Annotated in this window: 27 protein-coding genes; 10 read left to right on the forward strand and 17 right to left on the reverse strand. The window is 70.8% G+C overall.

All coding sequences use genetic code 11. The features are described from left to right. Positions 1–38: 38 nt before the first annotated feature. On the forward strand, positions 39–407 hold the full coding sequence (locus tag AB8998_RS28590) for a hypothetical protein (RefSeq protein WP_369741247.1): 369 nt from the start codon (positions 39–41) through the stop codon (positions 405–407). On the opposite strand, the gene AB8998_RS28595 is transcribed toward AB8998_RS28590, so the two are convergent. The 8 genes from AB8998_RS28595 to AB8998_RS28630 form a co-directional block, all read right to left on the reverse strand. After that, positions 400–870: a DsrE/DsrF/DrsH-like family protein gene (locus tag AB8998_RS28595; RefSeq protein ID WP_369741248.1), complete on the reverse strand. Its 471-nt coding sequence runs from the start codon at positions 868–870 to the stop codon at positions 400–402. The genes AB8998_RS28590 and AB8998_RS28595 overlap by 8 nt on opposite strands. 17 nt (positions 871–887) lie before the next feature. Beyond that, positions 888–1,205 carry a TusE/DsrC/DsvC family sulfur relay protein gene (locus tag AB8998_RS28600; RefSeq protein WP_369741249.1) on the reverse strand — a complete coding sequence of 106 codons (318 nt, stop codon included), beginning with the start codon at positions 1,203–1,205 and terminating at the stop codon, positions 888–890. After that, complete coding sequence (gene sqr / locus AB8998_RS28605; protein WP_369741250.1) at positions 1,202–2,461, reverse strand: type III sulfide quinone reductase, selenoprotein subtype; 1,260 nt, start codon at positions 2,459–2,461, stop codon at positions 1,202–1,204. Before sqr ends, AB8998_RS28600 begins: the two co-directional genes overlap by 4 nt. A gap of 106 nt (positions 2,462–2,567) precedes the next feature. Then, positions 2,568–4,130, reverse strand: coding sequence for an AMP-binding protein (locus tag AB8998_RS28610; RefSeq protein WP_369741251.1), 1,563 nt, complete (start codon positions 4,128–4,130; stop codon positions 2,568–2,570). After that, entirely contained in the window at positions 4,127–5,032 is a 906-nt protein-coding gene (locus AB8998_RS28615; RefSeq protein WP_369741252.1) for an SDR family NAD(P)-dependent oxidoreductase, read from the reverse strand. Before AB8998_RS28615 ends, AB8998_RS28610 begins: the two co-directional genes overlap by 4 nt. A gap of 105 nt (positions 5,033–5,137) precedes the next feature. Then, positions 5,138–6,514 carry an aldehyde dehydrogenase family protein gene (locus AB8998_RS28620; RefSeq protein ID WP_369741813.1) on the reverse strand — a complete coding sequence of 459 codons (1,377 nt, stop codon included), beginning with the start codon at positions 6,512–6,514 and terminating at the stop codon, positions 5,138–5,140. An 8-nt stretch (positions 6,515–6,522) separates the two neighbouring features. Continuing rightward, positions 6,523–7,626 (reverse strand): acyl-CoA synthetase family protein, encoded by a 1,104-nt coding sequence (locus AB8998_RS28625; RefSeq protein WP_369741253.1) that lies wholly within the window; start codon positions 7,624–7,626, stop codon positions 6,523–6,525. Positions 7,627–7,727: 101 nt separating this feature from the next. Further along, positions 7,728–8,648, reverse strand: a complete 921-nt coding sequence (locus AB8998_RS28630; RefSeq protein WP_369741254.1) for an oxygenase MpaB family protein — start codon at positions 8,646–8,648, stop codon at positions 7,728–7,730. A gap of 106 nt (positions 8,649–8,754) precedes the next feature. Here AB8998_RS28630 and AB8998_RS28635 point away from each other — a divergent pair, with 106 nt between their 5' ends. The 3 genes from AB8998_RS28635 to AB8998_RS28645 all read left to right on the forward strand — a co-directional run bounded on the left by AB8998_RS28635 (position 8,755) and on the right by AB8998_RS28645 (position 11,663). Beyond that, on the forward strand, positions 8,755–9,408 hold the full coding sequence (locus AB8998_RS28635) for a TetR/AcrR family transcriptional regulator (RefSeq protein ID WP_369741255.1): 654 nt from the start codon (positions 8,755–8,757) through the stop codon (positions 9,406–9,408). A gap of 9 nt (positions 9,409–9,417) precedes the next feature. Further along, complete coding sequence (locus tag AB8998_RS28640) at positions 9,418–10,794, forward strand: adenylate/guanylate cyclase domain-containing protein (protein ID WP_369741256.1); 1,377 nt, start codon at positions 9,418–9,420, stop codon at positions 10,792–10,794. A 122-nt stretch (positions 10,795–10,916) separates the two neighbouring features. After that, positions 10,917–11,663 (forward strand): class I SAM-dependent methyltransferase, encoded by a 747-nt coding sequence (locus tag AB8998_RS28645; RefSeq protein WP_369741257.1) that lies wholly within the window; start codon positions 10,917–10,919, stop codon positions 11,661–11,663. 30 nt (positions 11,664–11,693) lie between these two features. On the opposite strand, the gene AB8998_RS28650 is transcribed toward AB8998_RS28645, so the two are convergent. The 3 genes from AB8998_RS28650 to AB8998_RS28660 all read right to left on the reverse strand — a co-directional run bounded on the left by AB8998_RS28650 (position 11,694) and on the right by AB8998_RS28660 (position 13,378). Further along, positions 11,694–12,146 (reverse strand): SRPBCC family protein, encoded by a 453-nt coding sequence (locus AB8998_RS28650; RefSeq protein ID WP_369741258.1) that lies wholly within the window; start codon positions 12,144–12,146, stop codon positions 11,694–11,696. A 60-nt stretch (positions 12,147–12,206) separates the two neighbouring features. Then, positions 12,207–12,377 carry a hypothetical protein gene (locus AB8998_RS28655; RefSeq protein WP_369741259.1) on the reverse strand — a complete coding sequence of 57 codons (171 nt, stop codon included), beginning with the start codon at positions 12,375–12,377 and terminating at the stop codon, positions 12,207–12,209. 143 nt (positions 12,378–12,520) lie between these two features. Continuing rightward, positions 12,521–13,378 carry an SDR family oxidoreductase gene (locus AB8998_RS28660; protein ID WP_369741260.1) on the reverse strand — a complete coding sequence of 286 codons (858 nt, stop codon included), beginning with the start codon at positions 13,376–13,378 and terminating at the stop codon, positions 12,521–12,523. Positions 13,379–13,438: 60 nt separating this feature from the next. On the opposite strand from AB8998_RS28660, the gene AB8998_RS28665 reads away from it, so the two are divergent. Further along, positions 13,439–14,053: a PaaI family thioesterase gene (locus tag AB8998_RS28665; RefSeq protein WP_369741261.1), complete on the forward strand. Its 615-nt coding sequence runs from the start codon at positions 13,439–13,441 to the stop codon at positions 14,051–14,053. A gap of 3 nt (positions 14,054–14,056) precedes the next feature. Here the strand turns inward: AB8998_RS28665 and trxA are convergent, their stop codons facing one another. From trxA to AB8998_RS28685, 4 genes are all read right to left on the reverse strand, one after another. Then, a complete protein-coding gene (trxA, locus tag AB8998_RS28670; RefSeq protein WP_369741263.1) occupies positions 14,057–14,488 on the reverse strand; it encodes a thioredoxin in 432 nt (143 codons plus the stop codon). Beyond that, on the reverse strand, positions 14,485–15,255 hold the full coding sequence (locus tag AB8998_RS28675; RefSeq protein ID WP_369741264.1) for a DUF2127 domain-containing protein: 771 nt from the start codon (positions 15,253–15,255) through the stop codon (positions 14,485–14,487). Before AB8998_RS28675 ends, trxA begins: the two co-directional genes overlap by 4 nt. Positions 15,256–15,310: 55 nt before the next feature. Further along, positions 15,311–15,652, reverse strand: a complete 342-nt coding sequence (locus AB8998_RS28680; RefSeq protein WP_369741265.1) for an MmgE/PrpD family protein — start codon at positions 15,650–15,652, stop codon at positions 15,311–15,313. A 64-nt stretch (positions 15,653–15,716) separates the two neighbouring features. Next, a complete protein-coding gene (locus AB8998_RS28685) occupies positions 15,717–16,580 on the reverse strand; it encodes a helix-turn-helix domain-containing protein (protein ID WP_369741266.1) in 864 nt (287 codons plus the stop codon). A 160-nt stretch (positions 16,581–16,740) separates the two neighbouring features. On the opposite strand from AB8998_RS28685, the gene AB8998_RS28690 reads away from it, so the two are divergent. The 5 genes from AB8998_RS28690 to AB8998_RS28710 all read left to right on the forward strand — a co-directional run bounded on the left by AB8998_RS28690 (position 16,741) and on the right by AB8998_RS28710 (position 21,540). Beyond that, complete coding sequence (locus tag AB8998_RS28690; protein ID WP_369741267.1) at positions 16,741–17,154, forward strand: nuclear transport factor 2 family protein; 414 nt, start codon at positions 16,741–16,743, stop codon at positions 17,152–17,154. Beyond that, positions 17,155–17,979 carry an SDR family NAD(P)-dependent oxidoreductase gene (locus AB8998_RS28695; protein ID WP_369741268.1) on the forward strand — a complete coding sequence of 275 codons (825 nt, stop codon included), beginning with the start codon at positions 17,155–17,157 and terminating at the stop codon, positions 17,977–17,979. It abuts the gene before it with no gap. Positions 17,980–18,225: 246 nt separating this feature from the next. Next, positions 18,226–19,524: a sodium:proton exchanger gene (locus AB8998_RS28700; RefSeq protein ID WP_369741269.1), complete on the forward strand. Its 1,299-nt coding sequence runs from the start codon at positions 18,226–18,228 to the stop codon at positions 19,522–19,524. A 24-nt stretch (positions 19,525–19,548) separates the two neighbouring features. Continuing rightward, entirely contained in the window at positions 19,549–20,388 is an 840-nt protein-coding gene (locus AB8998_RS28705) for an SDR family oxidoreductase (RefSeq protein WP_369741270.1), read from the forward strand. A gap of 6 nt (positions 20,389–20,394) precedes the next feature. Then, positions 20,395–21,540: a Zn-dependent alcohol dehydrogenase gene (locus AB8998_RS28710; RefSeq protein ID WP_369741271.1), complete on the forward strand. Its 1,146-nt coding sequence runs from the start codon at positions 20,395–20,397 to the stop codon at positions 21,538–21,540. On the opposite strand, the gene AB8998_RS28715 is transcribed toward AB8998_RS28710, so the two are convergent. Then, positions 21,496–23,073 (reverse strand): flavin-containing monooxygenase, encoded by a 1,578-nt coding sequence (locus AB8998_RS28715; RefSeq protein ID WP_369741272.1) that lies wholly within the window; start codon positions 23,071–23,073, stop codon positions 21,496–21,498. The genes AB8998_RS28710 and AB8998_RS28715 overlap by 45 nt on opposite strands. Continuing rightward, the gene (locus AB8998_RS28720) at positions 23,070–24,875 is read right to left on the reverse strand and encodes a flavin-containing monooxygenase (RefSeq protein ID WP_369741814.1); all 1,806 of its coding nucleotides are present in this window, start codon (positions 24,873–24,875) and stop codon (positions 23,070–23,072) included. The genes AB8998_RS28715 and AB8998_RS28720 overlap by 4 nt, the downstream gene beginning before the upstream one ends. Between the last annotated feature and the right edge of the window lie 23 nt (positions 24,876–24,898).

Below are 24,898 nucleotides of genomic sequence, written 5' to 3' on the forward strand. Positions count from 1 at the left end.
GGAATCGTCACGCCGGATCGGCGTCGAAGAACCGCAAGGTGTTCCCGGGTGCGACCGAGCGGCCGATCGCGTTTGGCGCCGAGCTGGACGACCTCGAAACCCCCGCGCTCGGCTGGCTTTTCCCGGCCTGCGGTCTCGTCCTGTCCCTCGACGACGCCGGCCTCGCCTCCGGCGGGGTCAAGGTGGACACCGTGGTGGTCGACGGGCGGCGCCTGCTGCGCAGCCTGATGAGCTACCGGATCGCCGACGCGCTCGCGCGACTGCTCCGCGCCCAGACCGCCGACGTCGTCGTGTGCGCCGGCGACCTGCTGACCGAAAACGCGGTGCTGCGCAGCCGCATCCGAAGCGGGGTGGTGCGATCGCGCCTGCCGGTGCTGTTCGCGGAGGCCTCGGCCTCGGTCAGGTGAAGACGATCTGCCCGCCCGCGGCCAACTGGTAGAAGTCGCCGACCGTGATGATCTTGTCCTGAACCGGCTCGATGAAGTCGTCCGGGCCGAGACCGAACAGGTCCACCGACGCCTTGCAGGCGTACAAGCCGGCTCCGGTGTCGCCGATCATCTCGACGAACTCGGGCACCGACGGGATGTCGAGCTTTTCCATCCGGTCTTCCATGTAGCGCGTCATCAGCCCGGACACGCCGGGCAGGCCGCCGATCCAGGTGGGGATGTGCAGGCCCGGGTTGCCGACGGAGGCGAGCTTGATGCGCTTCTGCCTGCTCTTGTGAACGGCGTCCAGGCCGAAGAACGTGAAGAACAGGTTCGCCTCCATGCCCTCGGCGCGGGCGCCGTTCGCCATGATCAGGCCGGGGTAGATACCCTCCAGCGAGCCCTGGGAGATGACGATGGAGACCTTTTCGATCGCGCCGTCCATGTGATGCTCCGTCCGTGTTAAATGCAGCCGATGGGCTTGGGAATTCCGGCGATTCGCGCAGCCACCTTCGCGGGTCCCTTCGGGAACAGCTGGTAGAGGTCCTTGATGCTGACGCCGGAGCTCTTGCTCAGCGCGCGCACCGACGGTCCGCTGCCGCTCTGCTCGTATTCGTGGCGCATCTGTTTGACGACCTGCCAATGCTGGTCGGTGAGCGTGGCAACGCCCCATTCCTGAGCGATTTCGGGGGCCATGTCGGCGTTCCACTGCGTGGGATCGGTGAAGAATCCCTCGTCGTTCACGGTCACCTCGGTGCCCGCGTAGACCTTTGTCGTCATGTCACCTGCTCCTCTTGTTGTGCCACGGTGTCGAATCGTTTGCCGGAGCGGGGCATCGCGCTGGCGATGCCGGGAATGTCACGGCCGCGCAGCAACACGTTCCAGTACAGCCAGCGGAAGGCGAGCTTTCCCAGGTGGTTGAGCCGGGATTCGCGCAGCAGCGGCATCCCCACCGCCAGCGGGAAGTGCCCGGGCAACGGCTGGGTGTCGTAGTCGAAGTCGATGAGCAGGGCCTTCTGGTCCCCGCTCTCGATGAAGCAATTCGTGTGCCCGTCGAAGTGCGCATCCAGTGGCCGGCCGGCGAGGAACTGCACGATGTTGTGGGCCAGCACGTCGCCCTCGAAGTGGGCGACCGAACCCGCCTTGGAGGTGGGCACGTTAGTCGTGTCGCCGATCGCGAAGATGTTGGGCCGTGCCTTCGACTGCAGGGTGCGCTGGTCGGTCAGCACGAAGTTCAGCTCGTCGCCCAGGCCGGCGGAGCGGCCGATGAACTCTGCCCCGCCGTGCACCGGGATCATGACCGCGAGGTCGAAGTCGACCGTTCGCTCGTCGTAGGCGATCAGCCGGCCCGCCTGGCCGTCGACCTGTCCGGTGTTGAACTCGGTGACCAGCTCGATGCCCTTGCGCTGCAGTAGGTTACCCAGTTCGTGGGCGGCCACCGGCTTGGTGAACGCGCCGTCCAGGGGTGTCACGTAGACCAGTTCGACCCGGTCCCGGATGCCCCGGCGCCGGAAATACGCGTCGGCGAGGAAGCAGAATTCCAGCGGCGCGACCGGGCACTTGACCGGCATGTCGACGACGTTCACCGCGATGCGGCCGTGGTCGAACGCGGCCAGCGCATCGTGCAGCCCCTTTGCGCCCTCGAGGTTGAAGAACGTGAAGACGTTGCGCATCCACCCGGGCCCGGTCATGCCCTCGGTCTCCTCGGGCAGCAGCACGGCACCGGTGGCGATGACGAGCACGTCGTACTCCAGCACGGTTCCGTCGCTGAGATGGACCCGGTCGCCCTCGACGTCGACGCGGTCGATGTCGCGCTGGACGTAGCGAATCCCGGAGTGCAGTTGGCGGGCCCGGGACTTGACGAGTTTGTCGGGGTCGATCAACCCGAACGGCACGAACAGCAACCCGGGCTGATACACGTGCGCGTCGTCGCGGTCCACGACCGTGATGACGGCGTCGGAGAGCATGCGGCGCAACCGGTTCGCCATCAGCGTGCCACCCGTTCCGCCGCCGAGGATCACGATCCGCTTGTTCACGCCTTCGAGAATCCCCGGCCACCGGCCGGCGTCGCAGGGTCTTTGGTCCCCGATACCGCCGCTCAAGGTCCTCGATCCGCGGCGCCGGTGCGCCGCGCGCAGCTCCTCAGATCGGCAGTTCCCTGCGCACGACCTTGCCGGCGGCGTTGCGCGGGATGTTCGCGACGATCTGGATGTCGCGGGGCTGTTCGAAGCGAGAAACCCTGTCTTTCAGGTACTCTCGCAACGCCGCGATGTCGGTGGCACGGCCCGGCTGGAGCACGACGAAGGCGGCCAGCCGATGGCCGAACCGTTCGTCGGGAACGCCGACGACTGCGTTGTCGGCGACGTCGGGGTGTTGGGCGAGCGCGTTCTGCACCGCGCGCGGGTAGACGTTCTCTCCCCCGGAGATGATCATGTCGTCCTCGCGGCCGACGATGTAGAGCCGGCCCGCGTTGTCGAGATAACCCATGTCCCCGGTGCTGGTCATGCCGTCGACCACCGCTTTCGCTCCCCCGCCGGTGTAGCCCTCGCTGGCCAGGTCGCCGCCGACGAAGATACGGCCGGTGACGCGCGGCCCGACCGGCCGGTCCTGCTTGTCGAGGATGCGCACCAGGGCGCCCGCGACCGGTTTCCCGACGGTCTCGGGGGCGTCGCGCAGGTCGGCCGGCGTCGCCAGCGCGCCGATGCCGACCTCGGTGGAGCCGTAGCCGTTGTAGAGGATGTCGCCGTAGGTGTCCATGAACCGCTGCCCGAGCGTGGGATCGAGCCGGTCCCCGCTGGACATCACGACCCGCAGGTGCGGCACCGGGTTGCGCGCCCGGACGCGCTCGGGCAGGTCGAGGATGCGCGCGAGCACCACCGGCACCGACGTGAACGCGTCGGCGCGATGCAGCGACGCCTGCGCGAGGGCGGCCTCGGCGTCGAAGTGGCGCTGGGTGAGCACGGTGCCGCCCAGGGCCACCGTGATCATCAGCATGCCCAGGCCCAGCCCGTGGAACATGGGCATCGCCACCGAGATTCGCGATCCCGTGTGCAGCCGGGTGCGGTCCAGGATCGTCACCCACACACCCACCGCCGAACGCAGCTGCGGGGTGCGCGGCACGCCTTTGGGCGTTCCGGTGGTGCCCGAGGTGAGCAGGACGATGCGGCCCGGCGCGGCCACCCGTGGCCGCGGGTCGCCGTCGTGCACCGTGGCCGTCGCCGGGTCGACGACGGCCACCGACCGGTCGGCGGCGCGCACCCGCTCGGTGAACTCGTCGTCGGCGACCATCGCGGTGATCCGGTGACCTTTGAGCGCGGCCGCCAGCGCGTCGGTGCGGAACTCTGTGTTGACCAGCACCACGTCTGCGCCGAGGAGGGCGGCGGCGAAGAACCCCTCGACGAAGCCCCGGCCGTTGCGGCACATGACCCCGACCGCCCCGCCGGGGCCGGCGCCCTCGCCGGCCAGCCGGCGCGCCAGCGCCTCGGCCCCCCGCTGCAGGTCGCGGTAGCTCAGGGCGCCGTCGTCGTCGACGATGGCGGACCGGCGTGGCCAGCGGGCCGCCGTGATCGCCAGCAGGGTGTAGGGGTTGGTGCGGCTGCGCCCCGCCTCGTGCAGGAGCCGGTACGCGGCGGCCGGGGACAGCGGGCTGAGCAGCCCGGAGCGCAGCAGCGCCCGGGTGGCGGTGGTGAGCACGCCGTCGGTCATCGCGCGGCCTCGTCGGTGTCGGTCTCGGTGAAGAACCGGCGGTACCACAGCCGGGCCGCCTGGTCGGCCGGTCCGGCCAGCAGCACCGAGGCGAGCTCGGCCGGCCACACCCAGGGCGGTTCGACGGAGCGCGGGCGTTCGATGACCGCCTTGGCGATCGCGTCGGCGGCGCCGTCCGGCGACAGGCCGGGAAGCCTGCCCAGCACCGGCGTGGGCTCGATCATCCGGGTGCGGACCAGCGCGAAGTAGACCGACGTGACGGTCACGCCGTCGGCGTGCAGTTCCGGTGCGACGCTGCGCAGCCAGCGATCGAAGGCCCCCTTGGAGGCCTGGTAGGCGCCCCACTGCGGGCCGGGCACCACCCGCACGCCGACGCTGGAGACGTTCACGATGTGCCCGCCGCCGTTCTCGCGCATCGCCGGCAGCAGCCCCAGCAGCAGCCAGATCGGCCCCAGGTAGTTGATGTCGATGGTGCGCCGGAAGTCGTGCGGCCGGTCGTACTGCTGGTGCAGCGAGCGGCGCAACGACTTGCCGGCATTGCTGACCACCACGTCGAGCGGGCCGTGGTCGTCGATGATCTGCTTGGTCAGCGCGCGGACGGCGGCCTCGTCGGTGAGATCGGTGGGGTAGGCGACGGCCTGCCCGCCGCCCGCGTTGATCGACGCCGCGAGGTCGTCGAGCCGGTCGGCCGACCGGGCGACCACCAGCACCGTCGCCCCGGCCGCGGCCAGCCTGCGCGCGGTCGCCTCCCCGATCCCGTACGACGCGCCCGTCACCAGGGCGGTCTTGCCGGAAACGGCGCCGCGAAGCCGGTCCGGATCGGAGATCCGCGCCGGGTTGGCCAATCGGTCGGTGGCCGCTTGAAGGGCCTGCGCTATCACGTTCACCTTTGACTGCCGCATCCGCTGGAGTGCACGCCGAGGGGTGGCTCTGGCTCAACCGTGCGCCTCGACCGTTCTACAGCTAGCAGACCACACGGCGTCGCGAACGCCTTTCGGCGGCCCCGGTCAGTCGTCGATGAAGCCCTTGTTGCGCATCAGGACGTCGGCCAGGAAACCGTCGTGCGGGATCTCGGGCGCCCCCTGGAAGGTCGGGTGGCGGCCACGGTAGACGTTACTCACGGTCGGTTCGGCGAGCAGCGCGTCGATCAGCGCGTCGTCGCCGGTGATCGCGGTGATGACCAGGGAATGCCGCAGCGGCGCCACGCCCGCAGCGGGCGACCAGGGCGACACCCACACGCACGGAAACGGCAGTTCGGTGTTGAGCGTGTCGGTGAGCCGGCCCGCGCCGGGCCCGGCCAACAGGTGCACGGCCGGGCGCAGGGCGGCGCACCCGTCGCCCACCTCGGCCACCACCTGGTCGGCGCCGAGCAGTGGGGTGGTCCCGGCGGCCCGGGCCGCCAGGTGGCTCGCCAGCGCGTGCGCCTTCTCGAGCGGCTGGGTGGGCAGGACGGCCCGCTCGTCCCCGCTCGGCAGGGGTTCGATGGTGGCCAGGCGTTCGGCGATCGCCGCGGCCAGCGGCGCGGGGTCGCCCTCGCAGAGCACCGCGGTGGTGTTGACGCAGGCCATGCCGCCCAGGTTGGCGATCGAGTCGACGATGACGTCGAGGTGCTCGCGCCAGTCGCGGTCGGCGGTGATCAGGATCTTCGCCCGTCCCGGCCCGTTGACCACCACCGTGGGGTCGGCGGCGTACTTGTCGACGACGTCCTGCCCGCCGTAGACCATCGCGAGGTCGGCCGCGCGGATCAACTCGTCCGCCCCGCCGTGATCGGTCGGCAGGTAGGCGGCGTCCTCGTTGCGGAACCCCGCCCGGCGCAGCGCGGTGACCAGGCGGTGCGCGGTCAGCGGCTCGCGCCGCGACGGACGCACCGCCACCCGGTAGCCCAGCGCGAGCGCCTGCGGCCACAGGCCGTGCACACCGGGGCCGTTGCCGGCGGCGTGCACGGCGAACACCTCGCCGCGGCGCACCCACACCGCGCCCCCGCCGCGGATCCGCTCGTCGCGCCAGTCCGGCGCCGCGCCGACGGGACGGGCCGGGCGCACCGCGGCGAACGCGCCGCCGACCGCGCCGGCCACTCCGCGCGCCCCGGCGCGGGTGACCGCGATCGGCAGCCCCGAGATCCGGCTCGCCGCAGCGACATAGCCCTCGAAGTCCAGTCCCGCGATGGTCGCGGCGGCGAAGACCTGCGCCGCTTCGGCCAGCGCGGCCTCGCGTTGCGCGAACGGCAGCGGCCGGGCCTTGCGCTGCGCGGTGAGGGTTCGCGAAACATACAGCGGCGGAACGATGCTCAGCTCGGTCACCGCGTCGCCGGCCGCGCCGGGGAGGGTTTCGCGGTTTCGGGTGCGGTACTCGCCTTGCGGGCCGAGCGCATCGATGTGCACCAGATCGCCTTTCAGTACACGCCTTCGATGACGGCCTCGCCCTCGAAGGTGCTCACCGGCCGCACCGCGCTGACCGAGTCGCCGACCTGACCCGCCGGTCCCGGCATGCGGACGGCCAGGTCGCGTTCCAGGTTGTTCGGGATGAACATCCCCTTGCTGACGTGGTTCATCACGACCCGGCCGAGTTCGCCGTAGGGCACTTCCGCGCCGGTGTCGGGGTCGACGACCCGGAACACGACGTAGGGGCTGCGCGGGTCGAAGACGAACGTGCCGTCGTCGGCGGTCCGGGTGACCGCCTGGGACAGCACCATGGTGCTGCCGAAGGCCATCGTGATGGTCGTGGCCGGGAAGATGTCGCGCAGCAGGTCGAGCGTGTCGGCGTCCACGTGCGCGCCGCTGAGCAACAGGTAGCGGATCTTGGCGTTCACCAGGTCCACCACGCGGTCGTCGCGGGCCATCGCCTGCACCAGCGGCGGCGTGGCGTGCAGGTTCGCGACGTCCTGCGTCTGCAGGACGAAGACGGCCTGTTCGATGACGTGCTCGACGTAGGCCGCCACCTCGGCGGCGGCGTTGCGGGCGGTGAGCTTCTTGACCCAGCGCGGGTCGATGTCGATCGGGTGGAACACCGACCCCAGCCGCTCGGAGACCAGGCGCGAGAAGTAGCCCACCCCGTGCGGCCCGCTGGGCATCAGGCACAGGAAGCCGCGCCCGGGCAGGAAGCCGCCCGTCGCGAAGTCCTCGGTCTGCCATTCGACGACCTGGGCACACCAATCCGGCAGTTGCGCGGTGCGTTTTGGGGCGCCGGTGGTACCGCCGGACTCGAAGATGCGGGGCAGCGGCGCCGGGTATCCCTGAGCGGCGTAGCCGCGGGGAACCAGGTCCTCGACCGGCACGGCGCGCAGTTCGTTGACCAGGTTGGGAAACCGGCGCAGGTCGGCGAAGGTCGTGACGTCGCTACGCGGGTCGAAGTCCAGCGCCTCGGCCGTGCGCAGCCAGAACGCCGAACCGGTGTCCGGACCGAAATGCCAGGCGATCGCGGCCCGCAGGTAGGCCTCGGGGTCGTCGATCGGCGCCGTCCTGGGGACGTCCAGCAGCGCGAAGTCGATGTCGGCCATGCCACCGATCCTGTCACAGGACCCGCGCGGCAAATGGCTTCGGCTGCCGATTGGCTTACGGCACAGAGAATTTCGCTTCCGGTCACGCGCCGTTCAACTGTTCAGGCGCCGTTGTGCAGCCCACGCGGATCGACCCCCACGCGGCGCCACGCTCTGGCCGCCCAGGGCAGATAGACCATCGACAGGGGCAGGCGGTTGATGAGCGGGTTCAGCGCCCGCATGGTGGCGGCGAACCGCTGAAAGCGCCTCTCCTTCTTGTCGTTCCAGTCCAACTGGCACACCGCACGCATCTGCGGGGGCAGGGTGCCCACCAGGACCAGCCGGGTGTAGGCGTTGAGCGGCGCGGACAGGACCTTCCAGATCGGCGCAGGGATCCGGCGCGGACCCGGTATCCCCTTGCGGATGTAGCCGGTGCCGTACAGAACGGTCTTGTGGGGGACGAACCGGTCGAGCATCGCATCCCAGTAGGCCAGGAACTCGTCGTAGGTCTGCGGCTGCCCGCGGTCGCTGACCCCGTAGAGGCCGTACCAGGTTTTGCCCTCGTCGAAGATCTGTTCCTTCTCCGCGCGGGACAACCGGCGGATGAAGGTGTCGGCCGTGTAGATGACCTGGTCGACGAAAGTGGCGTGCGCCCAATAGAACAGCTCGGGATTCAGCGCGTGGTACCGCGAGCCGTCGCTGACGGTCCCCTTGATGGGCCTGTGGAAGTCGCGGACCTTGCGGCCCCACGTGTGCGGGTCGCCGGAGTAGACGGTCTCCATCAGGGGCGGCGCGGTGCGCCGCGCCCGGCCCAGCGTGTCGCTGAACACCACCGAGTGGTCGAGCACGCCCTGGGCGAGTTGCTCGATGCAGTTCTCGACCCCGGCCGTGCGCTGGAAGCCGAAGAACTGCGTGCGGTGATCGCCGTAGAACTTCCAGATCAGCGAGTCGGGCCCCAGCCGCGGTGTCGCGTCGGGGCCGTCGTCGACCAGCACGGGCACCGCTTCGCGAACATCACGGTCGAACCGGGATCCGGCGGTCATGCTCACCCCTCGTCGGCGCGTGCCCTGCGTGATTCATTGACACAAAATAGTGTCTTTGTGTCAGGCTAACATTTCTACGTCGAGATTGCAGTGGGGGTCGTGATCCATGCGGTTTGACAACCCTGGCGGCGACCTCGGCGAGAAGGCCCACAAGGCCGAGAAAGCCGCGAAAGCCGACGTCGACCGGGTCATCCTGGACACCGCGCGGGCGGTGTTCGAAACCTACGGCGTGCGCCGGGCGAACATCGAGGACGTCGCCGCCCGCGCCGGGGTCAGCCGCAGCACCATCTACCGGCGCTTTCCCAGCAAAGACGCCCTGTTCGAGAAGGTGGTCCGCCGCGAAGCCGGCCACTTCTTCGCCACGCTGGACCGGGCCACCGCCGGATGCACCCCGCAGCAGGCCGTGGTAGAGGCGTTCGCCCTGGGGGTGCGCCTGGTGCAGGACTCACCGCTGTACTCCCGGATCGCCGAGAGCGAACCGGAGTTGTTCGGGCTGTTCTCGCGTTCCGAGGTCTTCCCGATCCGGCAGTTCGCCGACGGGATCGCCCACACGCTGCGGCGCTGCGGCGCCGATCTGCCCGACCCCGAGCTGGCCGACGTCGCCGACATCCTGCTGCGGGTCGCCCTCGGCATCATCGTGTTCCCCACCGACCGACTCGACACCGCCGACCCGGCCGCCGTGCGCGCCTACGCCGCCCGCTACCTGGTCCCGATCATCGGCGGTCGGCAAAGGGCAGACCCCGTCGGCGACCTGGATTAGCCTGGACGCGTGGTGCCGGTAACGCGGACCAGGTACGTCAGCTGCGGCGAGATCGACATCGCCTATCAGGTCTTCGGCGGCGGCCCGGTCGACCTGCTCGTGCTGCCGGGGCCGTTCATCCCGATCGACTGCGTCGACGACGAGCCGTCGATGTACCGCTTCCATCGGCGGCTGGCCTCGTTCGCCCGGGTGATCCGCTTCGACCACCGCGGGATCGGACTGTCCTCGCGGGTCCCGTCGCCGGACATGATCGGACCGGAGTCCTGGGCGAACGACGCGATCGCGGTCATGAACGCGGCCGGGTGCGAGCGCGCGACGGTGCTGGCACCCAGCTTCACGTCGCTGGCCGGCATCGTCCTGGCCGCCGATCACCCCGACCGGGTGAGCGGCCTGGTAACCGTCAACGGCGCGGCGCGCACGCTGCGCGCCCCGGACTACCCGATGGGCTCCGACCTGAGCGCGGCCGACCCGTACACGACGACCGCCATGGAGCCGGACGCCGTCGAGCAGGGCTTCGACCTCCTCGGCATCATCGCGCCCAGCGTCGCCGACGACGACGCCTTCCGCGCCTGGTGGGACATGGCCGGCAACCGGGCGGCGTCACCGAGCATGGCGCGCGCCTTCGTCCGCAAGATCAGGGAGGGCGACGTGCGCGACCGCCTCGGCCGCATCGCCGTGCCGACGCTGATCCTGCACCGCGACAATCCGGCGTTCAGCCCCGTGGCGCACGCCCACTACCTCGCCGAGCGCATCCCCGGATCGCGCCTGGTCGAACTCGCCGGCGGGGACGCCCTGTACTGGGTCGGCGACACCGGCCCGATGCTCGACGAGATCGAGGAGTTCGCCACCGGGGTGCGCGGCGGCTCCGACGCCGAGCGGCTGCTCACCACCATCGTGTTCACCGACATCGTCGGCTCCACCGAGCGGGCCGCCGCGCTCGGCGACCGCCGGTGGCGCGACCTGCTGGACAACCACGACGCCATCGTGCGCCACGAGTTGCAGCGGTTCGGTGGCCGCGAGGTCAACACGGCCGGCGACGGATTCGTCGTGACGTTCAGCAGTCCCAGTGCCGCGCTGGCCTGCGCCGACGCCCTCGTGGACGCCGTCCGGGTGCTGGGCGTCGAGGTGCGGGTCGGGATTCACGCGGGCGAGGTCGAGGTGCGTGGCGCCGCGAAGGACGACGTCGCCGGCATGGCCGTGCACATCGGCGCGCGGGTGGGCGCACTGGCCGGCCCGGGCGAGGTGCTGGTGTCCTCCACGGTGCGCGACATCGTCACCGGGTCGCGGCACCGGTTCGACGACCGCGGCGAGAGCGCGCTCAAAGGGGTGCCGGGTCGGTGGCGCCTGTACGCCCTGTCCCGCGGGCAAGCCATCGTCAGGCGTTAACTCATCCCACATTCGCCGGACAGTCCGGCGCCCACCGCCCGGCGTAGGCTACACATGAGGGACATCCGAGCCGAGAGCGCCAATTGCGGCGTACAGCTTGGCATTTGATCGAAGGAGCACCCATGACCGATGTGCACGTCTCGCTGCCGCCCGCGCTGCGCCGCGCGATGGACCTGCTTACCGATCCCCCGGCCGACCCGGACGTCAGCAGGGGATATCTGGATCTGCTCGGCACCGCACCGGCCGGGGACGCCGGCGTCGCCAAGAACACCGGCCCGATCCAGGCCGCGTGGGCATCGCCGATCGGGTCGATGCTCTACGACAACGCCCAGGCCCTGTCGCGGCGGCTGATCAGCGCCTGGCGCCACCCCGTCGAGTGGCTGAACATCCCGGCCGGGGGCACGGCGCTCGACGTCGGCTCGGGCCCGGGCAACGTCACCTCGTCGCTGGCGCGCGCGGCCGGCCCGGACGGGCTGGCGCTGGGTGTCGACATCTCCGAGGCGATGCTGGCGCGGGCCGTGCGCAACGAGGCGGGCTCGCAGGTCGGCTTCATCCGCGCCGACGCTCAGCGACTTCCGTTGCGCGACAACACCGTCGATGCGGTCGCCTCGATCGCGGTGCTGCAGCTGATCCCGGATCCGGCGGCCGCCCTGGCCGAGATGGCCCGGGTGCTGCGCCCCGGCGGCAGGCTGGCCGTCATGGTCCCGACAGCCGGACGCGCCGCGCGGCTGTGGCAGATGCTGCCCAACATCGGGGTGCGCGCGTTCGGCGACGACGAGATCGGCGACATCCTGGAGGACAACGGGTTCGCCAGCGTGCGCGTCACGAACCTCGGGACGCTGCAATGGGTGCGCGGCAAGAAGGGCTGAGCCGGCGCTGAGGACACCGGCTCGCCGGGCTCAGGCTTCCCGCGCCAGCTCGGCGAGCCGGTCCAGCGACGCCCGCAACCGCTCGGGCGTGGTCGACCGGGCCCGCTCGAGGCGGCTCTGGTCGGTCAGCGCGGTCCAGTCGTAGGTGTGGGTCACGCTGGTGAGGTCACCGGCGAGCGCCTCGAGCTGCCAGCGCCACAGGTGGCCGGGCGGCTGCTTGCCCTTTTCTGCCGGGAGCCAGGCGATCTGACTGCCCTCGATGAACTCCACGACGTGGTTCTCCCGCACGGCGCCGTTGGTCAGCGTCGTCCTGAAGATGTCGCCGACCTGGCGCACGCGCTGTCCGGGGGCAGCCGAGGCGAGGTTGTCGTTGCCGTCCCAGCTCGGCTGCCGCGACGGGTCGGCGATCAGTTCGAAGATTCGCTCGGCGCGGGCCGAGATGACGCGGGTGGCGCTGACGATGCGTTCCTCGAAGTCGGACATACCGCTATCCAAACACGTCGCGACTCACCCCGCCCGAAGCGCCTCGACCGGTCCGCGCCCTCAGCAGCGTTCGGCGCCCCTGCGCATCAGGCGCGCGTCGGCGGGGCCCGGGGCCGGGCGCCGCCTTCTCTTCAGCACGGCCTGCAACGCGTCGCAGGCCCGCGCCCTGAGGGGCGCGACGACATCGAGGCTGGTGGGGTCCTGAGGGATCCAGTCCTGCAGCGTAGGCATGGGTGCCTCCCCTTAAATCTGTTCGGCCGCTTGACCTCACTGAATTGCACCGCGGTCGTTTTACGGTCGCACGGCGACCGGGTAAACGGCGCGAGAAGCCGGTTGTGGTGTCGGACACAATCGCGGGCACCGCGCCGGCCCCGTCACACCGGGCCGGCGGTTCGCGCGCGGAACCGGCGCAGGTAGCCGACCAGGCGGTGCGCCGGGATCGCCGTAGGCCAGTCGTCGGCACGGAAGTACGCGTCCGATCCGCCGTCGACGAACACGACGCTGCCACAGAGGAAATCCGCAGAGTCCGACAGCATGAAACACATCCAGTCGGCCATGTGCCCGGCCTCGCCGAACCCGCCCAGCGGAACCGGGAACGACCGCACCGCCTTGGCCTGCCGCGGCGTCGAAAGCTGTTCTTGCAGTAGCGGAGTCATGATGGCACCGGGAGCCAGCGCGTTCAGGCGCACCCCGGCCCCCGCCCACTCCGGCAGCACGGCGTGCCGGCGCACCCAGCGGCTGACCGCGATCTTGGACGCCGCGTACATCATCGTCGGTGCGCCCGGCCCGTAGAACCGCACCGCCCGTACCGCCTTGTCGGCGTCGTGGGCCAGCAGGGCCCGCACGGCCCGGCCGGGGACCGCGGGCACGGTCGTCGTGGAGTTGCTGGCGACGACGACGACCTTGGCGCGCCCGGCCGCGGCCAGCGCCGGCCGCCAGGCGACCAGGGGCTCGACGACCCCCAGGTAATTGACCTGGGCGATCTGGCGCACCCGGTCCCGGCCTGGGCTCGGACCCAGACCCGCCGCCAGCACCGCGCCGTCGAGCCTGCCGCCCGCGGCCGCCAGGACGGCGTCGGCGGCCTCCCGGCGCCCGTGCGGCGTCGACAGGTCGGCGATTATGTCGGCGTCTTTGACGTCGACGCCGATCACGGTGTGGCCGTCGCCGTGCAGCCGCTGCACGGTCTCGCGGCCCATCCCGGACGCCGATCCGGTGATCGCGTAAGTGCCCATGAAATCTCCGTTCCTGCCAGGGGAAGTATGCCGCCGGGGCCCCACTGTTAGGTTGCGGGGATGCACAACCAGATGCCCTGCGTCGACCCCGGCCGGCTCGAGTCGGACCATGTGCCGCTGGCCGAGTCGATCCGCCGGCTCATCGACGTCAGCATCCGCACCGAGGCGGGCGCGGCGGAGGTGGCGGCCGCCAAGGCCCGGATCGACAGTGCCGCAGACGAATTGAGCCGGGCGCTGCGGCCGGGGCCGTTCGGTGTGCACCGGATGCCCGACGGCCAGACCATCGCATGCGGCAACGCCGTGGTCGGTGTGCGCAACCCCGTCGCGCCGCCCCTGGTGATCCATCACGACCCGGACGGGCTGGTGTGGTCGGAGTTCGTACTGGGCGTGGCCTACGAGGGACCGCCGGGCAAGGTCCACGGCGGCGTGTGTGCCCTGGTGCTCGACCATGTGCTCGGCGCGGTGGCCCACCAACCGGACAGGCCCGCCTTCACCGGCACGCTGACCCTGCGTTACCGACGGCCGACGCCGCTGGAGCGGCCGCTGCGCGCGGAGGCGCGTATCGAGCGCACCGAAGGGGTGAAGATCTTCGCCGTCGGCCACCTCGCGGCCGAGGACGGCCTCACCGTCGAGGCCGAGGGCGTTTTCATCCTGCCCAGGCAGTACCGGGGCTGACCCTCACTTCAGCGTGTCGTCGACCCAGGCGCGCAGCGCGGGCAGCGGCGCGGCACCGGACTGCCGGGACAGCACCCGGCCGTCCCGCATCAGCAGCAGCGTCGGCACCGCGCGGACCGCGAAGCGCTGAGACACCGCGGGTGCGGCGTCGACGTCGACCTTGACCAGCTTCAGCCCGCCCGCCCGTTCCCGCGCCAGCTGCTCGAGGGCCGGGCTGACCGTCCGGCACGGACCGCACCACGTCGCCCACAGGTCGACCAGCACCGGCACCGACGCCTTCTCGGCGACGTCGGCGAAGGTGTCGTCACGCGCATCGACGATCCACGGCAGCCACTGCCGGCACTGCGCGCAGCGGGGTTTGCCGGCAGTGGCTGCCGGCACGCGATTCTTCCTCCCGCAGTGGGGGCAGGCCACGACGCGCGAGTTCTCGCTCATGCCGCGGCCCTCGTCGCCGCCCGCTCCACGTCGAGGAGCTGCTCGCCACGCCGCTCCTCCGCGTAGGCCGTGCGGCCGCCCCGGACCCCGAACAGCCGTTTCGACGCGACGAGGTAGACGACGGCGGCCACGTTGATTGTGAAGGTGACCGCCCGGGTCGTCGTGACCCCCTTGGCCAGCTCGGAGATCTCCAGCGGCAGGAACACCGAGGTGGCGACCACCGCGAAGTACTCGCCCCAGCGTTGCAACAACCACAGCCCGACCCCTTCGACGACCTCCACCAGGGCGTAGACGGTCAGCGCCACGGTGAGCAGGGTCAGCGTGGATGCCTTGGCCGCCAGCGCCTTCTCCAGTTCGTGCACCGCCGTCATCTGGTCGACCTGGAATCCGCTGGCGCGCAACAGGGGCAGGTCGCGGTCCAGCGTGGCCTGGATGGATCCGCGCGCACCGCGGAACTTCCACACGGCGTAGGCCGCCAGCGCGATCAGCAGCGCCCGCAGCAGGCGTTCGGCCCCGAGGGCCCGGACGATGATCGCCTGGCGCAAAGCCTTGCCGCGCAAGACCGTCGGGGCGTCCGTGGTGGCGCCGCGGCGGCGCGGCTCGCCGAGAACGAACTCCCCGCAGCGCAGGCAGCGCCACACCGGTCCCACGGCCGTGTCGCCGCGCAGCCGGTCGGCCAGCGCCTCGTCGTCCGGCACGAAGGTGGCGTGCCCCGCGAGGCCGCAGGTCACCAACTCCCAACGGTCGCCACCGCGATCTACGTGCATGACCACCGATCATCCAGGGCGGTCGGCAAAAGACGCAAGAGGGCGCGCGGGGCGGTCAGAAGCGCCGCTTGCCGCGTGGGCGCACCGGTACCGGGCTCGCCTCGCCCAGCAGGGCCGTCAGCCCGGCGACGGGTATGTCGTCCAGGTGGTCGACCGCGTCGACGATCTCGGCGCGCGGCGCCTCGCCGCAGCAGGGTTCGGCGAGCCAGTGGGACTTGCCCACCACGCGTGCCCAGGACATCGGCCGGTTGGGAGACCCCTCGTATTCTCCTCGCTCGCAACCGAATTCGCGGTCTTCGCGCGTCACCACGCGCACGCGTGCGGCGGTGCGCTGCGGGTAGCCGGCGGTCAGGTCGGCGGCGGGTGTGACGTCGACACGCGCGAGCGGGAACCGCACCGGTCCGGCTGCTGTGCGCCGACCACGAAGTCGGCGAGGTCCGCCACGACCGAATCGGGTCGTCTCAACCGGCCCGCTCGACGGCGCCCGGCGGCGGGGACTCGCTGATGGCCGTCGTCTCGTCGGTGAGCTGCTTGCCGATCGTCCGGACCTGGCGGGCGCTGAGCGGGCACAGCGGATGCACGGCGACCATCAGGGCGACGTGGTGGCGATGGTCGAAGACCGGTGCGGAGATGGTCACCACCGGCTGCTTCCGGCGTCCGGGGTTGTCGTCGGAGAGAAAACCTATGGCGGTGAACTCGACGAGCAACTGGTCGACGATGGGGCGCACCGACGACGGCATTTCGTCGATGTCCAGGGTGGCTACGGCCTGCACGGCCTGAGCCAGCGTGGGCGTGGTCCAGTCGACGTCGAAGCCACGCTCGCGCGTGTGTGCCAGCACCTGTTCGAGCCGGTGGGTGCGTTCCGGGTTGTCGCCGGCACCGCGGCGGATCCACGCGCGTTGTTCCTCGTCGGTGTCCCAGGCGGCGAAAGCCACACCGAACGGCGGCGCATAGGGGATCCGGTCGCCCGGGATTCCCGCCGGCGCGGTGGCGGCTTCGTTCTCGAAAGCGGTCACCACCAGTGAATCACCGAACCGCTCGACCACGGAACTGGCGTAGCCGACCCTCTTGGACAACCGCAGCGACGCGGAACGGGCCGCGTTCGCCAACGGCCGGGCGGTGTCCGTGCGGGCGGCAACCACGGCCAGCGCGGGCCCGAGCGCGAACGTCTTCGTCACGGGGTCGCGGGTGGCCCAGCCCCGGTCGCACAACGTCTTGAGGATGGCGTGCGCCGTCGCCTGCGTGAGGTCGAGCTCGCGCACGACGTCGGAGAAGCGCAGGCGCGTATTCGCCGACCGCGTCAGGAGCTCCACCACATCGAGCACCCGGGCGGTCGGCGCGGACGTCGACCCACGAATCGCTTGACTCCCTTGTTCCGGCCTTCGTAAGGTTATCCCGAACATTCGAGATTTAATATCGATTATTCGAGAAACTGCGTTTCGCCCGGCCCGCCCCGATCGTGGTCCATCCGAACGGAGACGCCCCATGACCGACCAGCAAGATCGCCAGGACATCTCCGATCTGTTGGTGCGCTATGCCACCGGGATCGACCGCCGCGACTGGCCGCTGTTCCGCACCGTGTTCACCGACGACTGCGAACTCGACTACGGCGAGATCGGCGCATGGAGCGGGGTGGAGGCCGTCACCGATTTCATGGAGCGGGTGCACGCCCCGGCGGGCCACACGCTGCACCGCCTCACCAACCAGGCCATCACCCTCGACGGCGACAAGGCCATGGCGCGAACCTACGTCGATGCGCTGATCATGTTCGGCGACAACCAATCCGGAGCCAACGGGATCGGCTTCTACGACGACGAGATCGTGCGGACCCCCGACGGGTGGCGCATCGCCCGGCGCCGGTTCACCGCGGTGCGCGTCGCGACGGTCGGGAACGCTTAGATGACGTTCGCGGACACCTACGGGCCGTGGGCGCTCGTCGCGGGCGCGTCGGACGGGGTGGGCGCCGCCTTCGCCACGGGACTCGCCGAGCGCGGCGTCAACGTGGTGCTGCTGGCCCGGCGCCAGGACGTGCTGGATGAGGTCGCCGCCGGGATAGCGTCCCGCACGTCGGCCCAGACGCGCACCCTGGCAATCGATCTCGCGCAGCCGGGCGCCGCGGCGGCGATCGCCGAGGGCACCGGCGATCTGGAGATCGGGTTCCTCGTGTACTGCGCGGGCGCCGACCCCGACTTCAAGCCGTTCCTGGCCGGCCCGCTCGCGGCCGCCGAGGCGATGGTGCAGCGCAACTGCATGGTGCCGATGCAGCTGTGCCACCACTTCGCGCCGGCGATGGTCGCGCGCGCCCGCGGCGGGATCGTCATCTTCGGGTCGGGTGCCGGGCTGGCCGGCGGGCCCAACATGGTCGCCTACGGCGCTTCCAAGGCGTTCGACATGGTCTTCGCCGAGGCGCTGTGGGCCGAACTGCACGACAAGGGCGTCGACGTCCTGGGCCTGATCCTGGGCAAGACCGACACGCCCGCGCTGCGGCGGCTCGAACACAGCCGCGGCCAGATCGACTCGCCGGACGACGTGCCCCCCGGCGCCGCCGCCGTGGACGACGTGATCGGGGAGGCATTCGAGAACCTGTCCAACGGCCCCACCTGGATCGTGGGTGAGGACCTTCGCGCGGCGACGCAGATGATGGGATCGCTGACGCGCAACCAACTGGTGCGGCTCATGGCGCAGGCCAGCGCCGCGGCGATGGGCGCCGATCGGCCCGAGTAGGGCGCGCACGAACGCGCGGGCCGGCCGGAACCATCCGGGGCGCCGGCCCGTCGGAGTTAAGCGTGGGACCAACGCCCGTACGGGGTTTGCCTAAGTTGTGATTTAGCCGAGCCAAACTTCTGGATTCCCTTGCAGGAAAAGGCGACCCGCCGCCGCTTCGATCACCCGTCGCGTTGCTGAGCACCGACTCGGCGGGTAGGTTAGGTAAGGGTTCGCTACGGTAGCCGCGCTCGATGAGTTCGAAGGATGACGATGCTGGCCACAGACAGGCCCGCGGCCGCCGGGACCTCACGTTGCGGGCGTCGCACCCTGATCCGCTCGGCGCTGATCACGGCGACGTTCATCGCCCCCGCGGTCGTCGTGACCGTGGCCGGCCTGCATCCGGACCCGGTGGCCGCCCTCCTGCTCTTCGGGGCCGCGGTGGTCTCGGCCAGCTTCCTGCTGGCCTGGGCGGCCGAGGCCGCCCAGGTCGACGTCTCCGGCGGCCTGGCGACGGCGGTGCTCGCTCTGATCGCGGTGCTGCCCGAATACGCCGTCGACCTCTACTACGCCTACGTATCGGGCCACAACCCCGAGTACACCCATTACGCCTCGGCCAACATGACGGGGTCCAACCGGCTCTTGATGGGGTTGGGCTGGCCCGTCGTCGTGCTGATCGGCATCCTCGTGGCGCGCCGGGCCGGCACCGGCAGACCCGGCGGGCTGGCGCTGCAGCCGGCCAACCGCGTCGAACTCGGCTTCCTGCTGATCGCCGGGGTGTTCGCGTTCGTCATCCCGGCGACTTCGCAGATCCACCTGGCCTCCGGGGTGGCGCTGCTGGCCTGGTTCGGCTTCTACCTCTACAAAGTCAGCCGCGGCGACGTGGAGGAACCCTCCCTGATCGGGACCGCCGCCGCCCTGGGCGAGCTGCCCGATCGCCGCCGGCGCCTGGGCGTCGTCTGCCTGTTCGCGACCGCGGGCGCAGTGATCCTGTTGTGCGCTAAACCGTTCGCCGACAACCTGGTCGCCGCCGGCGGCGAACTGGGGATCGACCGGTTCCTGCTGGTGCAGTGGCTGGCCCCCTTAGCCTCGGAAGCCCCGGAGTTCATCATCGCGACGATCCTCGCCGCGCGCGGCAAGGGCACGGCCGCCATCGCCATGCTGATATCGGCCAAGGTCAACCAGTGGTCCCTGCTGATCGGGTCGTTGCCGGTCGCCCACCTGCTCGGCGGCGGCGGGCTCTCGCTGGCCCTCGACCCGCGACAGGTCGAGGAAATCCTGCTCACCGCAACCCAGACCATGATGGGGGTGGCGCTGCTCATGGGGCTGCGCTTCCACCGGGCCACGGCATGGGCGCTGCTGGTGTTGTTCGTCGTCCAGTTCCCGATCGCCTCAACGCACGGGCGGCTGCTGCTGTGCGGCGTCTACACCGCGGTGGCCCTCGCCGGGCTGGCCGTCAACCGCGGCCAGCTGGCCGCCACCGTCCGGGCGCCGTTCTTCACCAACGCCCTTCGGCACGGCGGTCACCCGCACGACGCGGTGCGCGAACCCCGGCTCCCGACGTAGCGCCCCGGCGTATACGGTCCACGTATGACTCGAGTGTCGGTGATCACAGGCGGCGCGGGTGGCATGGGCCTGCCCACGGCCGCAGTCGTCGGCCGCGACCACACCGTGGTGCTCTGCGACGTCAGGCAGGACCGCTTGACCGCCGCGGCCGCGACGCTGCAAGAACACGGCGTGACACCCACGCTCGTGAACTGCGACGTGACCGACCGGCGCGCGGTCGCGGACCTGTTCGACACCGCGAACGGCCTCGGCACCGTCGTCTCGGTCATCCACGCCGCCGGGGTGAGCCCGAGCATGGGCCCGGCCGACTACGTCATGCGGACCAATGCGCTGGGCACCCTGCACGTCAACGAGGTGTTCCACGCGGTGGCCGGCGAGGGCGCCGTGATCGTCAACGTGGCGTCGATGGCGGCCCACCTGCTGCCCGCGGAAATGGTTCCGGCGGCGCAGTTTCCGCTGGCGCTGCACGACGCCGAGGCCTTCCTGGACGCCATGATGGCGGCGTGCGACATCGTGCCCGAGGAGGGGCGATCCGGCATCGCCTACGCGGTGAGCAAGAGCTTCGTGCGGTGGTACAGCCAGTCGCAGGCGGAACGGTTCAACGCGCGCGGCCTGCGCATCGTCTCGGTGTCCCCGGGGTCCATCGATACCGAGATGGGCAGGCTCGAGGAACAGGCCGGGGCGGGGGCGATGGTTACCGAGGCCGCGGTCCCGCGGTGGGGCAAACCTGAGGAGATGGCCGAGCTGCTGGCGTTCTGCGCCAGCGACAAAGCGGGTTACCTCACCGGCACCGACATCCTCAACGACGGCGGCGTGATCGCCTCGATGACGGAGCGGGCCCGGGTCGCCGCCGCGAACGGCTGACCAGCGATGCGAAGCCGCGCGGCCATCCTCTACGAGTACGGGCGCCCGTGGTCGGTCGAGGAGTTCGAGCTCGACCCGCCGCGCGCCGGCGAGGTGCTGTTGAAGCTTGCCGCCACCGGCCTGTGCCACTCCGACGAGCACATCCGGCAGGGCAAGCTCGCGCCGCCCGCCGACCTGGGACCGCCCGCCATGTCGCCGACCATCGGCGGGCACGAGGGTTCCGGCGTGGTACTCGAAGTGGGTTCGGGCGTCACGGGTTTCGCGCCCGGGGACCACGTGGTGACGTCCTTCCTCGCGGTGTGCGGGCAGTGCCGGTGGTGCGCCTCGGGCATGGAATACCTGTGCGACAAGGGATCCGGGACGCTGATCCCCGGCATGCCGACCGATGGCACCTTCCGCCACCACACCGCCGACGGCCGGGACCTCGGCCACGTCTCCAAGATCGGTGCGTTCGCCGAACACACCGTGGTGGCGGCGGATTCGCTCGTCAAGATCGATCGGGACGTCCCGCTGGTGCCCGCCGCGCTGCTGGCCTGCGCGGTGCCGACGGGATACGGCTCGGCGGCCCGGCGCGCGGGCGTGCGCGGCGGCGACACCGCGGTCGTGATCGGTGCCGGCGGCATCGGCACCGCGGCCATCCAGGGCGCCCGCATCAACGGTGCCGCCCGCATCGTCGCGGTCGACGTCAACGAATTCAAACGCGCGTCCGCGCCGCGCTTCGGGGCCACCCACACCGCGGCGACGGCGGCCGAGGCGCTCGAGTTGGTGCGCGACCTGACCCGCGGCGTGATGGCCGACGCGGTCGTCGTGTCCCCCGCGATGATCGGCGAGGCCGACGTGAGCGCGGCGCTGGCGCTCACCCGCAAGGGCGGCACCTGCGTGCTCACCGGCCTGCCGGCGCCGGCGCTGCGCTCGGTGCCGATGGCGTTGCAGGACTTCATCCTGATGAACAAGACGCTGTGCGGCACCGTGTTCGGGTCCTGCAACCCCAAGAGCGACATCGGACTGCTGGCCACGCTCTACGAATCCGGGCGCCTACTCCTCGACGAGATGATCACCAGGCGCTACGCCCTCGACGACATCAACGACGCCTACGCCGACCTGACCTCAGGCCAATTGATTCGCGGTGTCATCGACTTCGGCGCGGACTGATCCGCGTCCACGCGCCTTGCGGTGTACCCAGTCGCGCGGCCGCAGCCGCCAGGTCCGGCGGGCGTACTCCAGCTCGGTGTAGGGCCATTGGGTGACGATGCGGCCCGTCGGCGAGCGAAAGTAGCTGTCGCACTGCGTCCAGATGGTGCGCTCGAGGGCCGTGGAAAGCTCGTCGTTGTACCGGTTTTCGGCCTCGGGGCGTACGTCGAGCCAGCCGCCGCGGCGCGCCACCCGGCTCACCGCGCCGGCCACCAGCCGCGCCCCCGCCTCCAGGATGTAGACGATCGAGTTGCCGCCCTGGTTGGTGTTGGGGCCGTACAGCATGAAGAAGTTCGGGAACCCGCTGACCGCCACGCCGAGGTAGGCGCTGGGGTCCTCGCCCCACCGCTCGTGCAGGCTTTCGCCGCCGCGGCCGATCACTTCGATGCCGCTGAGATAGTGGCTGGTCTGGAATCCGGTGGCGCACACGATCGCGTCGACGTCGACCACGTCGCCGCCGGCCGTCACGATCGACGTCTCGGTGACCCGCGCGATCGGGTCGGTCACCAGATCGACGTGCTCGCGCTGCAGCGCCAGGTAGTAGTCGGCGCCCAGCAGCACCCGCTTGCAGCGGAACGGGTAGTCCGGCGTGAGCGCGCGGCGCAACCGTTCGTCGGGCACGGTGCGTTCCAGAAAGGATGCCGCGATCTGTGCGCGGCCGGCGGCCGTCGGATCGTCGAGTGCGTTGCCGGTGAAGTCGTGGAACTGCTTCCAGACCCGCCACCGTTCCCGCCGGGTGGCCCAGGGGTGGCGGCGGAACCGGGCCAGTTCGCCGGCGGTGAACGGACGGTCGTCCTTGGGCACCATCCACGGGGGCGTGCGCTGGAACACGGTGACACGCCCGGCGATTCGCGCCAGTTCCGGGACGGCCTGCACCGCGCTGGCGCCGGTGCCGATCACCGCGACCCGGCTGCCGGTCAGGTCGACGTCGCGGTCCCAGGCGGAGGTGTGCATCAGGTGGCCGCGGTAGCCGGCCAGGCCCTCGATGTCGGGCAACCTGGAGGCGCCGAACAGGCCGGCGGCGCTGACCACGACGTCGGCCACCAGCGTGGTGGTCTCGCCGTCGGCGTGCTGCAGTTGTAATTCCCACTGCCCGGTATCCTCGCGCCAGCGTGCACGCCGCACCCGGGTCCGCAGCATCAGGTGCCGGCGCAGGTCGAAGTCGTCGGCCACCGATTCCAGATACGCCAGGATCTCGGGTTGCCGGGCATACGTGCGGCTCCAGTTCGGGTTCGGCGCGAAGGAGAACGAGTAGAGGTGGCTCTGCACGTCGCACGCTGCGCCGGGGTAGGTGTTGCGCCGCCAGGTGCCGCCCACCCCGTCGTCCCCGTCGATGATCACCAGGTCGTCGATGCCCTTGCGGCGCAGCGCCACCGCCGCGCCGAGGCCTCCGAAGCCCGCGCCGATGATCGCGACCCGCGGCGCGCGCCTGCGCCGGGTCGCGGCCCGCACCCGCCCGACGGCGTAGCGCCGGCGGGCGCGCTGGCTCGTCATGGGCCGGCCGCGGCGCCGCGGAGCAGAAGCCCCTCCATCTCTTCCCGGTCCCGCCACGCCGCAAGGATGTCGGCGTACTCGGTGGGCCCGCCGAAGAAGAAGCTGCCCTGCCGGGTCTTGGCGTCGGCCTTGCCTTCCCGGTTGTAGTAGCCGGGGGTGCAGGTCGCGGCGCGTTCGGCGGTGGTGGCCGAGCGGACCACGACGGTGTCGACCCAGGCGGCTTCCGCGTCCGGTGACGCCTCGACCTCGGTGACGCCGTGGCGCAGCGCCCACGCGATGATCCACGCGGCGTGGGTGGCCTGCACGTCGAGAAGATACGGGAAGTTCACGGTCAGCCCGGCCTGGGCGATGCTTTCGATGAAGCAGTTCGGAAAACCGTTGGCGCACAGGCCTTGGAAGGTGCGCACGCCGTCGCGCCACCGCTGCGTGAGCGTCACCCCGTCGCGGCCGACCAACTCGAACCCGGTGCGGCGGCAGTAGTCCGTGCCGACCTCGAAACCCGTGGCGAAGATGAGGCAGTCGAGTTCGTAGGTCACGTCATCGACGACGACCCCGGCCTCGGTGATGCGCTGCACCCCGCGACCGTGGGTGTCGACCAGGGTGACGTTGTCGCGGTTGAAGGTCTGCAGGTACTCGTCGTGGAAGCAGGGGCGCTTGCAGAAGTAGCCGTACCACGGCTTGAGCGCCTCGGCGGTCGCGCGGTCGGCGACGATCTTGTCGACCCGCGCCCGGATCTCCTCCATCTTGGCGAAGTCCGCCAGCTCGATGTCGCGGCCGCGCTGCTCGGGATCGGCCGATGCGACGCCGTCGCCGTCGTGGCGCATCACCGGGAGCTTGCGGGTGATGCTCGTCCACGCGTCGGCGACGAGGTCCTCGGCGGCCTGCCCACCGGCGGTGAGGATCTGGAAGTTCTCGATGCGCTCGCGCTGCCAGCCCGGCCGCAGCGTGTCGGCCCACCCGGGCTCGGTGGCGCGGTTGGCCCGCACGTCCACCGACGAGGGCGTGCGCTGGAAGACGTAGAGCCGCTGCGCCGCCGCGGCCAGGTGCGGCACGCACTGGACCGCCGTCGCGCCGGTGCCGATGATGCCGACGCGCTTGCCGGCCAGGTTCTCCAGCCGCTCCCCGGTGTAGCCGTAGTCCCACCGGCTGGTGTGGAAGGCGTGGCCACGGAAGCTGCCGAGGCCCTCGATGCCGGGCAGTTTGGGCTTGGCCTGGTAACCGTTGGCCATCGAGACGAACCTGGCCCGCATCTCGTCGCCGTGGTTGGTGCGGATAATCCAGCGGGAAGTCGTTTCTTCCCAGCAGATTTCGTGCACGTCGGTCTGTAGGCATGCGTCGCGGTAGAGGTCGTAGTGCCGCGCGATGCGCTGGCAGTGCGCGAAGATCTCGGCACCCGTGGCGTATTTCTGCGTGGGAATGTAGCCGAGTTCCTCGAGTAACGGTATGTAGACGTAGGATTCGACGTCGCAGGCGATCCCCGGATACCGGTTCCAGTACCAGGTGCCGCCGACGTCGGCCGCCCGGTCGATCAGCCGCACGCTGTCCACGCCCGACTGCCGCAGTCGCGCTCCGGTGAGCAACCCCCCGAAGCCGGCGCCGATGATCGCCACGTCGACCTCGTCGGTGAGCGGGTCGCGGGTGAACGTCCCGTCCGCCCAGGGGTCCTCGGCGAACCCGGCGAAGGCGCCCGCCGTCTCCACGTACTGGGCGATCCCTTCGGGCCGCAGCCGGCGGGCCCGCTCCTCGGCGTATTTGGCGCGCAGCGCCTCGACGTCGAATGCCAGGCCGGTGGTCTCGGTCAAGGTCTCGGGCTCCTGTTCCGCCA

The sequence above is a fragment of the Mycobacterium sp. HUMS_12744610 genome, assembly GCF_041206865.1.
Taxonomy (GTDB): Bacteria; Actinomycetota; Actinomycetes; order Mycobacteriales; family Mycobacteriaceae; genus Mycobacterium; species Mycobacterium servetii.

Excerpts from the sequence above, each read along its gene's own strand:
- AB8998_RS28595 (WP_369741248.1), bottom strand. The coding sequence starts at position 870 with ATGGACGGCGCGATCGAAAAGGTCTCCATCGTCATCTCCCAGGGCTCG.
- AB8998_RS28600 (WP_369741249.1), bottom strand. The coding sequence starts at position 1,205 with ATGACGACAAAGGTCTACGCGGGCACCGAGGTGACCGTGAACGACGAG.
- AB8998_RS28610 (WP_369741251.1), bottom strand. The coding sequence starts at position 4,130 with ATGACCGACGGCGTGCTCACCACCGCCACCCGGGCGCTGCTGCGCTCC.
- AB8998_RS28615 (WP_369741252.1), bottom strand. The coding sequence starts at position 5,032 with ATGCGGCAGTCAAAGGTGAACGTGATAGCGCAGGCCCTTCAAGCGGCC.
- AB8998_RS28625 (WP_369741253.1), bottom strand. The coding sequence starts at position 7,626 with ATGGCCGACATCGACTTCGCGCTGCTGGACGTCCCCAGGACGGCGCCG.
- AB8998_RS28630 (WP_369741254.1), bottom strand. The coding sequence starts at position 8,648 with ATGACCGCCGGATCCCGGTTCGACCGTGATGTTCGCGAAGCGGTGCCC.
- AB8998_RS28635 (WP_369741255.1), top strand. The coding sequence starts at position 8,755 with ATGCGGTTTGACAACCCTGGCGGCGACCTCGGCGAGAAGGCCCACAAG.
- AB8998_RS28645 (WP_369741257.1), top strand. The coding sequence starts at position 10,917 with ATGACCGATGTGCACGTCTCGCTGCCGCCCGCGCTGCGCCGCGCGATG.
- AB8998_RS28650 (WP_369741258.1), bottom strand. The coding sequence starts at position 12,146 with ATGTCCGACTTCGAGGAACGCATCGTCAGCGCCACCCGCGTCATCTCG.
- AB8998_RS28655 (WP_369741259.1), bottom strand. The coding sequence starts at position 12,377 with ATGCCTACGCTGCAGGACTGGATCCCTCAGGACCCCACCAGCCTCGAT.
- AB8998_RS28660 (WP_369741260.1), bottom strand. The coding sequence starts at position 13,378 with ATGGGCACTTACGCGATCACCGGATCGGCGTCCGGGATGGGCCGCGAG.
- AB8998_RS28665 (WP_369741261.1), top strand. The coding sequence starts at position 13,439 with ATGCACAACCAGATGCCCTGCGTCGACCCCGGCCGGCTCGAGTCGGAC.
- trxA (WP_369741263.1), bottom strand. The coding sequence starts at position 14,488 with ATGAGCGAGAACTCGCGCGTCGTGGCCTGCCCCCACTGCGGGAGGAAG.
- AB8998_RS28675 (WP_369741264.1), bottom strand. The coding sequence starts at position 15,255 with ATGCACGTAGATCGCGGTGGCGACCGTTGGGAGTTGGTGACCTGCGGC.
- AB8998_RS28690 (WP_369741267.1), top strand. The coding sequence starts at position 16,741 with ATGACCGACCAGCAAGATCGCCAGGACATCTCCGATCTGTTGGTGCGC.
- AB8998_RS28695 (WP_369741268.1), top strand. The coding sequence starts at position 17,155 with ATGACGTTCGCGGACACCTACGGGCCGTGGGCGCTCGTCGCGGGCGCG.
- AB8998_RS28700 (WP_369741269.1), top strand. The coding sequence starts at position 18,226 with ATGACGATGCTGGCCACAGACAGGCCCGCGGCCGCCGGGACCTCACGT.
- AB8998_RS28705 (WP_369741270.1), top strand. The coding sequence starts at position 19,549 with ATGACTCGAGTGTCGGTGATCACAGGCGGCGCGGGTGGCATGGGCCTG.
- AB8998_RS28710 (WP_369741271.1), top strand. The coding sequence starts at position 20,395 with ATGCGAAGCCGCGCGGCCATCCTCTACGAGTACGGGCGCCCGTGGTCG.
- AB8998_RS28715 (WP_369741272.1), bottom strand. The coding sequence starts at position 23,073 with ATGACGAGCCAGCGCGCCCGCCGGCGCTACGCCGTCGGGCGGGTGCGG.